This window comes from Prevotella sp. P5-64 (assembly GCF_002251285.1).
Lineage (GTDB): Bacteria > Bacteroidota > Bacteroidia > Bacteroidales > Bacteroidaceae > Prevotella.
Genome location: NZ_NPJK01000031.1, coordinates 1 through 14,919, shown reverse-complemented (window position 1 = coordinate 14,919; position 14,919 = coordinate 1). Strand labels below are relative to the sequence as shown.

Annotated in this window: 11 protein-coding genes and 1 CRISPR repeat array; of the genes, 9 read left to right on the top strand and 2 right to left on the bottom strand. The window is 50.8% G+C overall.

The genetic code is table 11. The annotated features are described in order from the left end of the window. Positions 1–2 precede the first annotated feature (2 nt). Together CIK87_RS05835 and CIK87_RS13955 are read right to left on the bottom strand one after the other, a co-directional pair. A complete protein-coding gene (locus CIK87_RS05835) occupies positions 3–605 on the bottom strand; it encodes a DUF6621 family protein (protein ID WP_094386276.1) in 603 nt (200 codons plus the stop codon). A gap of 570 nt (positions 606–1,175) precedes the next feature. Next, the gene (locus CIK87_RS13955) at positions 1,176–1,502 is read right to left on the bottom strand and encodes a hypothetical protein (protein WP_144008129.1); all 327 of its coding nucleotides are present in this window, start codon (positions 1,500–1,502) and stop codon (positions 1,176–1,178) included. A 241-nt stretch (positions 1,503–1,743) separates the two neighbouring features. Here CIK87_RS13955 and CIK87_RS05820 point away from each other — a divergent pair, with 241 nt between their 5' ends. From CIK87_RS05820 to cas13b, 9 genes are all read left to right on the top strand, one after another. After that, on the top strand, positions 1,744–2,484 hold the full coding sequence (locus CIK87_RS05820; protein WP_144008128.1) for a zinc ribbon domain-containing protein: 741 nt from the start codon (positions 1,744–1,746) through the stop codon (positions 2,482–2,484). 178 nt (positions 2,485–2,662) lie between these two features. Continuing rightward, on the top strand, positions 2,663–3,913 hold the full coding sequence (locus tag CIK87_RS05815) for a reverse transcriptase domain-containing protein (protein ID WP_094386267.1): 1,251 nt from the start codon (positions 2,663–2,665) through the stop codon (positions 3,911–3,913). Between the two features lie 58 nt (positions 3,914–3,971). After that, positions 3,972–4,319, top strand: a complete 348-nt coding sequence (locus CIK87_RS05810) for a hypothetical protein (RefSeq protein ID WP_094386265.1) — start codon at positions 3,972–3,974, stop codon at positions 4,317–4,319. 213 nt (positions 4,320–4,532) lie between these two features. After that, positions 4,533–5,318, top strand: a complete 786-nt coding sequence (locus CIK87_RS05805) for an NUDIX domain-containing protein (protein ID WP_094386263.1) — start codon at positions 4,533–4,535, stop codon at positions 5,316–5,318. A gap of 261 nt (positions 5,319–5,579) precedes the next feature. Beyond that, positions 5,580–6,383 (top strand): ADP-ribosylglycohydrolase family protein, encoded by an 804-nt coding sequence (locus CIK87_RS05795; RefSeq protein WP_094386259.1) that lies wholly within the window; start codon positions 5,580–5,582, stop codon positions 6,381–6,383. Next, positions 6,380–7,621 (top strand): VWA domain-containing protein, encoded by a 1,242-nt coding sequence (locus CIK87_RS14825; RefSeq protein ID WP_144008127.1) that lies wholly within the window; start codon positions 6,380–6,382, stop codon positions 7,619–7,621. Before CIK87_RS05795 ends, CIK87_RS14825 begins: the two co-directional genes overlap by 4 nt. A 693-nt stretch (positions 7,622–8,314) precedes the next feature. Beyond that, a CRISPR array of direct repeats spans positions 8,315–8,813; the repeat unit is 36 nt; unit sequence GTTGTAGAAGGCCTTATTTTGAAAGGCTATTACAAC. A gap of 100 nt (positions 8,814–8,913) precedes the next feature. Next, positions 8,914–10,005, top strand: coding sequence for a YafY family protein (locus tag CIK87_RS05780; protein WP_144008126.1), 1,092 nt, complete (start codon positions 8,914–8,916; stop codon positions 10,003–10,005). A gap of 373 nt (positions 10,006–10,378) precedes the next feature. Beyond that, complete coding sequence (locus CIK87_RS05770) at positions 10,379–10,705, top strand: hypothetical protein (protein ID WP_094386251.1); 327 nt, start codon at positions 10,379–10,381, stop codon at positions 10,703–10,705. Between the two features lie 252 nt (positions 10,706–10,957). After that, positions 10,958–14,281: a type VI-B CRISPR-associated RNA-guided ribonuclease Cas13b gene (gene cas13b, locus CIK87_RS05765; protein WP_144008125.1), complete on the top strand. Its 3,324-nt coding sequence runs from the start codon at positions 10,958–10,960 to the stop codon at positions 14,279–14,281. Positions 14,282–14,919 lie beyond the last annotated feature (638 nt).

Below are 14,919 nucleotides of genomic sequence, written 5' to 3'. Positions count from 1 at the left end.
CTTTATTTTATTTCATTAGATTCTATTCCTAAGGCTTTCATCAACGAGTAGCCCAAGATTTCCTGGCGGAAGTTGCCGCCCATCATGGGCTGCATGGCCATCACGGTGATGCGCTTGTCGTCATCGGCGTTGCGCAGCGTAGACCTCACGATGTCCATCAGCTCGGCATCCTGGTCGTCGGGCACTATTACCAGCCGCTTTACCTCCTCGTGGCCGAGCAGCGTGCTCAGCAGGTCGAGGATGATGTCGCGCTTGGCAGCCATCTCGCCCGAGGGGATGTGGCTGAAGACAAACTCGCCCAACTGCTCGTCGGCGAAGGCTTTGCCGTCGAGCTCAGCCTCATAGTCTGCCGGCGCAAAGTTGGCCATCTTGCGCGAGCCGGCATCGTGTATCAGCACCACCTGGGTCTCGTGGGTTCCGGGGCGCAGTCCGCCGTCGAGAGCGGCACACACAGCCCACTGCGCTATATCGGCCTGGGGGATGCGGCGGCCTATCATACGTTCAAAGTTGACTATGAGGTCAAATGCCACATGGTCCAGGAAATCGGCATCGACGATTATCACCGTCTCGCTCCATTTTATATTGCCTGTTTCAGGTATATTCATGATGCAAATGTACCATTTTTTTTCGATATAAATCAAGAACCAACCAATTATTTTGACCACCAGCATCGTTTAGTCAGTGGCTATCCCCAAGGCGGGGCCGAAGAGGAGTTCCCATTGCATTGATACGCAAGCGGAAGTAACTCCCGTAGCGTTGTAATGGGGCGCATTGTTCACGATGGGTGAAAAGGCGCAAGCGGCAGCAACTCTTGTAGAGTTTCTGGGGGTGCGCACCATCCGCGATGGGCTGCTTGGTTCGCTGTCATGGGGCGTATTGTCCACAATGGATGAAAAGGCGCAAGCAGCAGCAACTCTGAAGGAGTTGCGATTCCCCAGCCCAGGGTTGCGGGCGAAGTCCGCTACCCTGGGTAGCGTCCCCCCCACTAACCTGGCAACTCTGTAGGAGTTGCGCTTAGCCGTAGGCGTTACCCGCAGGAGGATGATGGGGTGGAATGGTTGGTGGATATAATCAGATTGAGTATAACGCCTTCGGCTAAGCGCAACACCTACAGCGTTGCTATCCCTCTTTGTACCGATACCCAGGGTAGAGGCGCTGCTCGCCTCAACCCTGGGCTATGAAATCGCAACTCTTACAGAGTTGCCGGGGGTGCGTAACATCCGCGATGGGCTGCTTGGTTCGCTGTCAGGGGTATATCTGCTGCCGCCGTGAGCCACTTGGCCGGCTCGTATCGGACGATACGGAAGCGCGTATCGGAAGGTACGGATGCACGTGTCAGACGACGCGGAAGCTCGTGTCGGACGATACGAGCCGCTGAAGGTGGTCAGCAGATTGCTGGAGGTGGTCTCGGGCTCGCTGGAGGTGGTCAGCAGATTGCTGGAGATATATCCGGCTTGGCTGAGCCTGGTTGCGGGGGCGGTGGGTGGACGGGATGGAGGCATGGGGATGGACGGTGGGAATGTGTCTTTTGTTAAAGATTGTATATTCTTGGTCGTTATCGCAGATTTGTCGTACTTTTGCCTCTTGCCGATTATGCCGGCCGCTCCGTTGGCAGTCATCGGCCTGATGGGACTTCGCTCTTAAAGGCGGAGGCGCCCTACCTGAAACGATAATACGATGATGACCGGTGTATGAAAACCGGAATAACTATACGCAAAATAACTCTTTAATCCTATATATACAATGAAACTGTTTTGTCCTGATTGCGGAGCGCAATATGAGTCCGGCAATTTCTGCCAGGAGTGCGGAGCCAAGCTCCAAGAGATGAAGCCCCAACTGGTGTGTCCGTCATGTGGCCACAAAGCCTCAAGCGGAAAGTTCTGCTGCATGTGCGGCCACAAGCTGATAGAGCAGTACGTAGTTCCCACGTTGTCAGCCGAGACCACAGCTCCCATGCCCAAAGCGAAAGACGCCATGAAGCCCGTCTCAGCCATGACCTCGGCATGTGGTGGCGGCTGTTGTCTGCCTATGGACGAGATACGCAAGGCTGCCAACGCCCACTACTCCAAGCCGTCGCTGAAGGCGCTGGCTATAGGTGCGCTGAAGGTGGCCGAGGTGATAGCCGAGCGCTTGCCCGATGCCGACGTGTCGTATATGGTGTATCCCTCCGAGTTTGCCGCCGGCGTCAGCGAGAAGGCACTGCCCGTTCACTTCCTGTTCCGCAAGGCCGGCCGCCCTGCAGTGGCAGTGGTCATGGTCACCGCCAATGGCTACAAAACCACCCACGTGATGGAGACGGCCGAAGCCTGCAAGCAGAACGGTATCAGGTATGTGAGAGTGTTTGCCGAAGGCTGCTATGCCGACTGGATAGTGGGCACGAAGTATCCCGGCACTTATAGCGCCGAGACGTCAGAGCCCGTGTCGCCCGAGACGGTCGAGTTCTGCAAGAACTGGCTGGTGACCAAAATCAGCAAACATCTGTAAAAGAAAACTAAAGGATGCCACTCGTGGCACCTGCGAAGGGCCCAGCATGCGGAAAACAAGCCATGGTTGTGCAGGTAACCTCTGCATGTACGGTCCCGTATACCGAACTGTCGGTATTTAACATTTCCTTTATCCAGCGGCACCTCCTGTGGTCTTCACCGTGGGGTGCCCTTTCATTATGAGCGTAATAGACCGATTAGACAGCAAAGAGCTCTGGCTGTCCTTCATGGAAGAGAGGATGGCGACGGGCAATATGGACAAGCGGCGGGCCGAAGACCTGCAGGCGTTTATCCAGGACGAGGGCTATATGGACGTTGTCGGCAAGATAAGGCGTGGCGAAAACTTCCAGCCGCCCCTGAAAAAGTCGATAAGCAAGCAGAACAGTCAGAAGAAGAGGGTGGTATACTCGTTTTCGAGGGCAGAAAACTATGTGCTCAAGCTGCTTACCTATCTCCTGGTGAGACAGTATGACCACGTGTTTGCCCCCAACCTCTACTCCTTTCGTGCCCGACAGGGCGTAAAGAGGGCCATAGACTATCTGCGCTCAGACCGCCACCTGTCAGACCGGTATGTATACAAGGTAGACATACACAACTACTTCAACACGGTGGATGTCGACATTCTACTCGGTCAGCTCCGGCAGCTGATGGTCGACGACAGCGAGGCCTACGCCTTCATCGAGCGACTGCTGAGCGACCCTCGGGCGGTGCTGGCCGACGGGGCGACGGTCTGCGAGAGCAAGGGTATCATGGCGGGAGTGCCCATATCGTCGTTTCTTGCCAATGTGTATCTGAGCCAGATGGACTGGCACTTCGCCGAACGAGGCAACCGCTACGCCCGCTACTCAGACGACATCATCGTCTTTGCCCGCAGCAGCGCCGAGCGCCAGGAAGACATGGCCTACATACGCGACTGTCTGGCCCGTATGGCGCTGACCGTAAACGAGGACAAGGAGCGCACCAGCGAGCCCCATGAGCGGTGGGACTTCCTGGGCATCGGCTATCAGGACGGCGTATTCGACGTCTCTCCCGTGTCGGTGGCGAAACTCAAGAAGAAGATGTGGCGCAAGAGCCGCGCACTGCTGCGGTGGAAACGGCGCAAGGAGGTAGACAACATCCATGCCGCCAGGGCCTTTGTCAAGTCGTTTAACATCAAGCTCTATGACAACCCCAAGAGCTCGGAACTGACATGGAGCAGATGGTACTTCCCGATTATCAACACCACCCGGTCGCTCCATATGCTGGACCTCTACATGCAGGACTGCATAAGATATATCGTCACTGAGCAACGCACGAAGGGCCGCTTCAAGTTTGGCTACGACATGATAAAGCAGCTGGGCTACCGCAGCCTCGTCCACGAATACTACGCACTGAAGGAGCAGGCCGAGTCAGGAGAGCAGAGCGGCGAAGCTGCCAACGGCGCGGGCTGAAACCACATAAAAAATAACGGAAACATAAATAAAAAATAAAACTGTTACAACAAGACAAATGATAGACAAGGTGTTTGACGCCACGGTAAACGTACTGCTGTTTCTGGGCCGCACCTTCCGCCTGACCTATAATGCGGTGAACATCATCGTGTGGTATATGCTCCTGCCATTGGCTTGGGCTGCCATACTGGACTACAAGCTGCACCAAATCCTGTTTGCGCCAGCGTGGCTGCTGCTCTGCATCGCCGTAATCATACTGCAGCGCAAGCAGTTCAACAGGTTCTGCGACACCCTCTTCAAACTCTCGCAGGTGTTTATCCTCTCCTTTGGCAACTATTATCTATGGTCTGTCATCATCTGCCTGCTGCTGCCCGTCTTCATCACCACTATCCTGCTGATAGCATAGCCCGGCGCCGGCAGAGGGCAGCATCGCCAATGGGCATCAAGCTCGCAAGGCGGTGACCACGAAGGGGAATCAGACGAAGAGGGGCGCAAGGTCTGTAGGGCGGATCTCCACTTTTTTCGAATAATGTGTAATTTTTACGCAGAAATATTTGACGGTTGCGAAAATAGTTTGTACATTTGCAGCGTAAATATTACACAAAGCACAGACAGTAGTATGGAATACAATGAGACGACTGGCAAATGGGAGTCAAAGTTCTGGCATCCTGCGCTGACCACCGACGCAGTGGTTTTCGGCTTCGACAAAGAGGACGCCTCTCTGCAGGTGCTGCTAATCAAGCGCGGCAAAGCCAAAGCCGGTGAGGTGGGGGCGTATGAGGGCTGCTGGGCATTGCCGGGTGGATTCCTCAAGCAAGACGAGCCCACCGACGAGTGCGTGTACAGAGAGCTGTATGAGGAGTCGGCCATGCGCCTCTTCGACAGCGACGACGGCATCAAACCAGAGTTCATCGAACAGCTGAAGACCTACTCGGCAAGAGGCAGAGACCCACGAGAATTTGTGGTGACGGTGGCATACTATGCACTGGTAAAGCGCGACAGGTATGACATAAGGGGTGGCGACGACGCTGCCGAGGCCAAATGGTTTTCCATCGGCGAACTGCAAGGGCTGAGGCTCGCCTTCGACCATGCCCAGATTATAGAGGACGCCATAGAGAGGCTGCGCGAGAGAATACACTTTGAACCCATCGGTTTCAATCTGCTCGACAAGGAGTTTACCATGCCTCAGTTGCAAAGCATATACATAGCCATCCTCAACCCGCCCGAAGACGACATGGCCATACGTGACAGACGTAACTTCCCGAAGAAGATGCTGAAACTCGGCTATATCAAGGAGACCGGCAAGAAGCTCACCGGCAACCCGCATCGTTCTCCCAAGCTGTATGTCTTTGACGAGGAAGCCTATAAGAACGTAAAGAAGCTCGGCATGAGACTGGAATTCTAACAGGAAGACCATCAATAGCCTCCCGGAATGGGAGGTTTTAATGGCGCTGATGGCCATAGCGTTAATAATACACAATAAAGAATGGACTAACATCCAACGACGAATGAATATGAATGACTTGTGCGATAGTGACATGCATCGGGACGCTTCCTGCAATGGTGAATACGGAACGGACTATAGCGACGACGCGGCTGGCGACGCCTTCGGTGGCGCGGTTGGCGCTTAAAAGAATATAGATTAACAACCTAAAAACAACGGATTATGATAGGCAGCATTATTGGTGACATCGTGGGCAGCGTATATGAGTTCGAGCCCAACAAGACAAAGCAATTTGAATTTTTCAACCCCCATGGCAGTTATACTGACGACAGCATCCTGACTGTGGCAACGGCAGACTGGCTGCTCCACGGAGGCGAGGCTGGCCACTACTATAGCAAGTATGGTAATGACTATCCCTGGCCGATGGGTGGATATGGCAGCGGCTTCAAGCGATGGCTTGTCGGCACAGTCAGACTGAATGATTTTCAGCCTTACAACAGCTGTGGCAATGGCTCGGCTATGCGCGTGGGCCCCGTGGGATGGGCTTTTGACACCGTCGAAGAGGTTCTGGCCAAGGCCAAAGAGAGTGCCGAGTGTACGCACAATCACCCAGAAGGAATCAAGGGCGCACAGGCTACGGCTCTGGCGATAATGATGGCAAGACAGGGGTGCAGCAAGAACGAGATAAAGGCAGAGATAGAGCGTCGCTTCGGGTATGACCTGCAGTTCACGTGCGACCAGATAAGGCCGACCTACACTTGGGGCGCGACATGTCAAGACAGCGTGCCGCAGGCCATCGTCGCCTTCCTCGACGGAGCGGACTATGAAGACGCCGTGAGAAACGCAATCTCCATAGGTGGCGACAGCGACACCATAGGGTGTATAACGGGAAGCATCGCCGAGGCATACTTTGGCGTCGGCGATGACCTGAGAAGTAGGGCTATGGACTATCTGCCTGAAGAGTTGCGGGAGATTGTCAATGAGTTTGAAAAAAAGTTTGGTAAGAGTAAAGGCGAAACGAAATGAAGAAAATCAGGAAAATCTGGAAGTTGTTTGGCAAGGTCGACAACCACGCTGCGTCAACCGCAGAGAGAGCTGAGGCTCAGCAGACAGCCTCAATGGAGAACACGTCGGTCAACGAGAGCGAAGCAGAAGGCGCTGCAGCCGGGACAGCCTCGGAAGAAGGCACGACGAAGGACAACAAGGCAAGAATCCACAATCTGATAATCGTAGACGAGAGCGGCTCTATGAGCCACCTCAGAAAGGCTACGCTGTCGGGCATCAACGAGACGATCAGCACGATACGCAGTGCGCAAGAGGAGTTTGTTGCCACGCAGGAGCACACCCTGACCCTGGTCACCTTCAACTCGGGCAGCAGGCCCGACGTGCGTACGATGATTGACGACAAGCCCATCTCTGAGGTAGAAGACTTCTGTGACTACATGCCCAAAGGATGCACTCCGCTATACGATGCTATGGGGCAGTCGTTGACCCGTCTGCACCAACGCATCAGACGAGACAAGGATGCGACAGCGGTGGTAACGGTACTGACAGACGGCATGGAAAACACATCTACGGAATGGGATGCCGCCCGACTGCGTCGGCTGATAGAGATGTTGAAATCGGAGGGCTGGTCATTCGCCTATATGGGTTCTGCCCATAATGTGAAGGAAGTGACCGACCTGCTCTCTATCGAGAATGTGGTCGAGTTCAGCCACAGCGAGATGGGGTCTGGCAGCACCTGGCAACACGAACGGGCATCAAGACGCTCATATTATGGGAAGATAAACATGATGTACGAGATAGAAGGCTCGTTGTCAAGATCGGAAATACTGGAAAGGAAACGCAAATATGCCCAGGAATATTATGGACCAAGAGTGACAAGCGACCACGTGGACCATCTTGAGGAGAATGAGATCTTCGTATTTGGCAGCAACGCTAATGGCCAGCACAACGGAGGTGCCGCTGCCCAGGCGATGCACTCTTTCGGAGCCATCTGGGGTCAGGGCGAAGGGCGTCAAGGACAGAGTTATGCCATCCCGACCACCGGAGGCATCGCAGAGATGAGCGCGGCTGTCAAGAGGTTCACCTCCTACGCCGCAGCGCACCCTGAATTGCGCTTCCTGGTAACGAGGGTAGGCTGTGGGGCAGCCGGCTATACCGTAGGTCAGGTCGCTCCACTCTTCAATGACTGTCTGTCGCTGGAGAATGTAGCCCTGCCCTCAGAATTCTGGGACATTCTGGGACTGAAGATGTATATATAAGTAGTATCAGAGAACGCGGACACAATACTATCAAACTACTCACTTCATCAGTGGCTCTAAGCCCAAATGCGCATAACAAGAAGAGTGACAGCCCGACATCGTATAGCCACATGAGGGATGTCGCGGCGGCTAAAGATGAGAAGACAAAGGCTGAGGCTTAGAACATTTGGCCGCTCTAATATCAGAAAAGGCACAAGCGATGACAGCCGGGGTCTGGCAATCAACACCAAGCCAGCCTCGTCATCGCGTTTACTGTCAGGGCTGGATTCCGTGTTTGGAATCTGGCCCTTTGTGTTGGCGTGGGTAGCGATGGTGGCCTTCGGTTCGGTGTTGCCGTTGCGTAGGGCTGCTTCTGGTGACGCAGCGCTTGCTCCGAGTGGTATCAGTGTCATCTCCACAACGGCGTGGCTTTCAGAAACAGCTATGCCTTTTTCGCTTGCCTGCCCATACGTCATGGGCAAATGACAGGGAGTCTCCTTGGCACGCCCCGTGAAGCCAGCATAGAAATCAGGCAACATTAGCCTTGGCTCGTCATATATTCAAAAAATGCTGGGCGAAGCAAGAAAAATAGCAAAAAGGTATTGGATATACGAAAAAATGCCTATCTTTGCAGCGTTATAAACCATTAATCTCTTATTTTTATGGATAAGAATGATAGAAAAACGATTAAAAATGAGAGAAATATAACACACGAGTTGTAGAAGGCCTTATTTTGAAAGGCTATTACAACGCGGTCAAGACCATTTTGGTCAGACGGGATGTTGTAGAAGGCCTTATTTTGAAAGGCTATTACAACTCCCTTGTTCATTAAATCATCGCAATTCTTGTTGTAGAAGGCCTTATTTTGAAAGGCTATTACAACACCCTACTTTATTTGTTGATGACTCTTCTTGTTGTAGAAGGCCTTATTTTGAAAGGCTATTACAACTAGTGGGAGTATGTATTTGCCGATGAGTGTGTTGTAGAAGGCCTTATTTTGAAAGGCTATTACAACCTCCTCTTGAGCTTTGATTCGGTTCATAACGTTGTAGAAGGCCTTATTTTGAAAGGCTATTACAACTTCACTCTTAATTTTACCTATTACCTCCATGTTGTAGAAGGCCTTATTTTGAAAGGCTATTACAACCGCAACGGAGTAGTTGCCTGTGTTTGTCGCGTTGTAGAAGGCCTTATTTTGAAGGGCCATAACAACACAAACTTCTCCCATCCCCAACATTTTTCGGACGAAAATCTTGCATATATGGCCAAAAAGTGCGAATATTGCATATTGATAATAAGTGGAGGAGAAGAACATGGAGAGAAACAACATATTCCGAGGTGCAGGCAAGCAGGCTACGTATGCCAAAACCGCCTACGAGCTGCTGATGACCGGCGATTGGGTAACCAACCTTGATATCGTGGTCAAAGCAGACAAGGTAGAGAAAGAGGAGGTACTAAAGAATGGCATATCAAAATGGCCCTATATCGGCGAGCTCAAAAAGGTAATCCCTCTCTTACGCAGCGCCATAGAAGATAAGGACCCAGGTTGCATAGTGATAGAGGGCAACAATCGTCGGCAGAAGATGAGATACGTGGGCGAGGACAAAGACCCGCTGAGAGAAATGCGTATGGCCAAAGCCATCAACGACATACGCCAATACTGGTATTTCTGCCAAGACGCAGCTGGACTGCTGCCCACCTCGTGGCTCGAACACTTCCTGCAAGGGAGCGCAGACCTGCTGGAAATAAATCGTCGACGCAAAAAGGGCGAGCAGATGATAAGCGCCGACCAAAACCGCGAACTGAAAAACATAGACCTGTTACCAAGACTCTATCAGGCCATACGCGACCAGCGCGCACTCATCATCTGCTATAAACCTTTCGGCGAAGAGGAGAGGGTAATAAATTTCTGCCCTCACTTCCTGAAAGAATATAATGGACGATGGTTTCTGATGGGCTATGCCGAAGGTTGTGAGCCAGAAATGGGATTCATAATGGCTCTTGACCGTATAGAGGGAAACTTCAAGAACAATCCCCGCATGACATGGCACTCTGCCCCCGAAGGATATTATGCCAGCTATCTGGAAGACAAGGTGGGAGTGTCGCAGGGCAAAGACCGCACGGCACACAATGTAACAATAAGAGCCTACGGACAGAAGATGTTCAAGCTCACGGAGACCAAGCCCATACACCACTCGCAGCGATGTGTGAAGGACTATGGCGAATATGCGGATGGATGTTACGGTGAGTTTGCACTGCATGTAGAACTCAACAACGAGCTGATAGGCCGTATCCTGCAGATGGGCGACAGTCTGGAAGTAATAGCGCCCGATGAAGCAAGAGACATGATAGCCCAACGCATAAGCCGGATGCACGCACGCTATCAGCTCCCAACGGAAGACTGAAAGGCACGCAGCCCGGAGAGGAATTGACGCTCAAGGCGGCTCAGTCGCCAAGACCAAGACAAACGGTCACGACAGGTTTGTCTTTTTTACGCAACTTGCAACGCGGTTTCTGCAGCGTCGCAATAAGGATTGTTCTCGGTCGGCAGAATGCCAGATGCAGCCATTGCAAGGCAAGGAAAAACTGACGGGAAGTGAAAAACATAGTAATAACATGGTACAGGAATGGTTCCAAAAACAAAAGTACCATTATAGAGGCAAAAAAGTTTGCAGCCGACAATAAACCATCGTATCTTTGCGATGTCAAAACACTGGAAACCGCCACTGGTGTGGAGACTGAAGATAACAAATGGCGGGAACCTAAACGCAAAACGACATGAGCGTAGATGAAAAAAAGATTGCCACCCAGTTGGCAAAGTCTTGGGAGAAAGCCTCGAAGGAGGTGAGTTACAAACGTGCATTGGCCAGAGAGTCAAACGAGCAGATTATCAAGAAAGCCAAAGACAAGCTCTATGACAGAGTCATGCTCGAGCAGAGCAAGCGCAACGGCGACCAAAGCCAGAAAATGCAGCACGAGATTCTGCGCAGCATCATAGAGAAGCGCCAGGCACAGGCCATACACGAAAATATAGACTACGGCGAAGCCCTGTATGTCTCCAGTAATGGCAACGTCTATTATCGCCGTTGTATCCTCCGGTCGTAAAACTCCCATGACCGTCTGCCAGAATAGGGAGAGAATGGTTCTTTAGGGAATGAATTCTCCCGAGGATGGTATAGGCTGAGCCGAGGCGATGTCCGCGTTCCCAGACAGACATGAAAAACACGATGGGCATCGCCAAAACTTAGGACTTTATGGAAAAAATACAATAAAAACGAGAAAAACGGAACAACGGCTTAATATTTTTCCTATATTTGCATTTGTTATATTGTAAAACATTCACTAACTAAGAATCTTATGAACATACCTAAATTAGTAGAAGACAAAAAGCGTTATTTTGGAACGTATACGGTAATGGCGCTGATGAATGCGCAGACAGTGTTGGACCACATACAGAAGGTGACGGAGCTGCCCATTATCCCGGCAATAAACAAAGAAGGAAAAGAATTTACTCCTCCTGAGGAGGACCTGTGGCAGCATCCCGTAATGCGCTATATAAACCATGTGGCATATAAGCAAGACGACCAGCCCGAAAAGACTCAGGCTGTCATCGAGAAGCTGCTGCATCACTTCTCCTTCCTGAAGATCATGGCAGAGAACCAACGTGATTATTGGAACAAGAAAAACAATACCCACAGACTTGAGGTAAACAGTACCGACCTAAATGGCATACTGAACACAGTGTTCAGGGTAATCAAGAAGTACAGGGACACGACGACGCACTACATGACCAATGATACATGCTGGAATGACGGAAGCGACTTTCTGGCAAAGGAACAACGGTTGGCCTTCATGATAGACAACTATTATGAAGTGGCTCTGCGCGACCTGAAAGAAAGATACAGCTATACCACCGATGACCTGAGATTTATCCAGTATTATCGTTATAAAAGAGTACGCATGCCCGATGGCAAACCAACCATGTGTAAGAACACCAACTTCTATCTGAGCATGGTGGACTATAACGGAGACGCGGGCAAGAAGCTGCATCTCTCTGGAGTAGGCGTAGCACAGCTGGTATGTCTCTTCTTAGACAAGCAGTATATCAACCAGTTGGCAAGCAATCTGGAACTGACAAGCAAGCATCTGCCCTCATCCAAAGAGGCACAGATTATACGCCGCTCGTTGGGCATACACAACATCGTATTGCCCAAGGACCGCATACACTCTGACAAGGGCGAAATGTCGATAGCCATGGACATGCTGGGCGAAATCAAGCGCTGTCCCAACGAGTTGTTTGACACACTCTCTGCCGACAGACAGTCGAGTTTCAGACTGATATCGTCTGACCACAACGAGGTGCTGCTCAAGCGTAGCTCTGACCGTTTTGCCCAGTTGACGCTGCAGTATATCGACTATGGCGAGAAGTTTGACCGTATACGTTTCCATGTCAACATGGGCAAACTGCGCTACCTCTTCAATGCCGAGAAGACCTGTGTAGACGGGCAGGTGCGCGTCCGCGTGATAGAGCATCCCCTCAATGGTTTCGGCCGTATGGCCGAGATGGAAGCTATGCGCAAGCAGGAAGACGGCACCTTCGGCAAGACCGGCATACAGATACGTGACTTTGACAACGTGAAGCGCGACGATGCCAATCCTGCCAACTACCCCTACATCGTAGACACCTATACCCACTACATGCTCGACGACAATCATGTGGAGATGCTGATAGGCAAGCCAATGGATATGCCCGAGATAGAAGAGTATGACGGCAAATGGTATGTCAACAAGACGGTGCCTTCGTGCAGGATGAGCACCTTGGAGTTGCCGGCCATGATGTTTCACATGCACCTGCTGGGCAGCAAGCGTACCGAAGCCCGGATAATAGACTTCTATGAGCGGTACTGCAAGTTGTTTGACGCCTTGAAGCAAGGCGCTGTCAGCAAGGAGAATATCGGCGAGTTTGGCATCAAGGAACAGGACATGCCGCAGAAGGTGCTTGACGTAATCAACGGGAATGCCCAAGGCAAGAACGCAAATGAGTATATCCTCAAGACGCTGCAGGAGCTGTATGACCATGCCTGCAAACGGATAGACAATCTGCGCCAGGACAAGCGGGCTATAGGTTCGGCTGCCAACAAGATGGGCAAGCGCGGCTATCGACAGATAAAACCCGGGAAACTGGCAGAATATCTGATACAGGACATCGTAAGATGGCAGCCCACGCTGTCTGCTGGAGACGACTATGGCACCGACAGACTGACGGGACTCAACTACAGGGTGATGCAGGCGGCTATCGCCACTTATGACAGTCGTGGCAAAGACGAAGAGGCAAGACGCTTCAAGGCCATGTTTGAGCGGGCTAATCTGATAGGCGGTGACAGACAGAAGAACCACCCGTTCCTCTATAAAGTCTTCGGCTATAGGCTGCCTGCAGACATCGTGGACTTTTATGAGAAATACCTCAATGAGCAGAAGTATTACATCAATTCTCTCCTCAAGAAGGCCAAACAGGGAGAAGTGGTGAATGTGCCCTTTGTCAACAGAGACCAGAGCAAGTGGAAGAAACCCACGCAGGAATACTTGGGCGCAGAATACATGGCAGACAAAGCAATAGAACTGCCACGGCAGATGTTTGACGAGGATATCAAGAACCATCTCAAGACTCTGGACCAGATGAAGGATGTTGATTTTGACCACGCCAATGTCACCTATCTCATAGGCGAATATATGAAGCGTGTGCGCGACGATGCCTTCCAGGAGTTCTATGCCTGGCGACGCAACTACCGCTATATCGACCTGTTGAAATGTGAGGTGGACCGTACAAAGAGAATCCCCAAACTGGTTGAAACATGGACTACGACCGAAGAACGGGAGAAGATATGGAAGGAACGTGAAAAGCTGGCAAAGGAATACCGCTCTTGGGCTGATGGACAGATGAAGAACAATCCTCAGACCAGAAGGCTGACAGAGGACGAGCGTGGGGAGATTATCGCCAAGAGGCTAAGCAATAGCCGCAACGACTATCAGAGGAGCGAGAAGATGATAAGGCGCTACAAGGTGCAAGACGCACTGCTGTTCATTGCCGCCAACGACACGCTGACCCAGCACATGGACTTCAAAGGCAAGCAGTTCAAGCTCAAAGACATCACTCCTGATGCCGAGCGTGGAATCTTGTCAGAGAAAATGTCGATGGACTTCAAGTTCGAGAAAAACGGCAAGACCTATATCATATACGCCCAGGAAATGAAGATAAAGAACTATGGAGATTTCTTCGTTCTGGCCAACGACAAGCGTCTGGTAAATCTGCTGGCACTGGTCAACCAAGACCGCGTGTCAAAAGACGAGATAGAGCAAGAGCTGAAGCGTTATGATGTCTGTCGTCCGGAAGTGGTGAAAATGATTCTTGACCTCGAGAAATGGGCCTTTGACAATTTCCCAGAGTTGAAAGCCAAGGTAATGAACGACAGAGAGGACAACAAGGTAGGTTTCAACTACATCCTGGATGTGCTCCTTGAAAACAAAAGGATAGGAGAAGCACAAAAGGAGACACTGCGTCTGATTAGAAACGCCTTTGACCACAATAACTACCCAAGGACAGGCGTGGTGAATGTGGTGACTCTGCCCGAGATAGCCGAAGAGATGAGAGACCTGTTCGGCGAGTATGCCAGAATAGAGTAAGCGACGATCTAAACAGGGAGAAAGCAACTGCGTTTTCTCCCTGTTTTGATTTATACACCTATTATACACTTTTATGTACAATATGATAAAACTTGCTGAAAAGCGACAAGGACGGCGGCCGTCATTCTTCGCCCTACCGTACCGATGAAAGTTCACGAAAAGACACATGCGACGAGAAAGAGGTTCCTGACAGCAAATCATGATGGAAACAGCAGGGGATTTCGGCATGAAAAACACATTAACAACTCTATTGTATATATGACTAATGGTTCCAAATGGAGCAGAACCATTAGAGTTGGAAAAAAACTTGACCGCACAAAAAAAAGTATATATCTTTGCAACGTCAAAACACCGAAACTACCACGGTGATTGACGCTACAAACAAGTTGGTAGGAACAAAAATGTTGAAACTATGGAAAACAAATCCAACATCAATTCCAAGACCGGTCTCTTGAAACTCGGTTATGTGACAAACCTTAAACCCAAATCGGTCATTAGAAAAAGTTTCTTGTCATTTTCTAATGACCGCCATTAGAAAAACAGCTTTGTATATGCTTGATTTATAAATATTTACTAACTTTACCACGAAAAAAAGAATATACTCCGATGCGAAACTGTGACATAAAGTTTGTAAATAA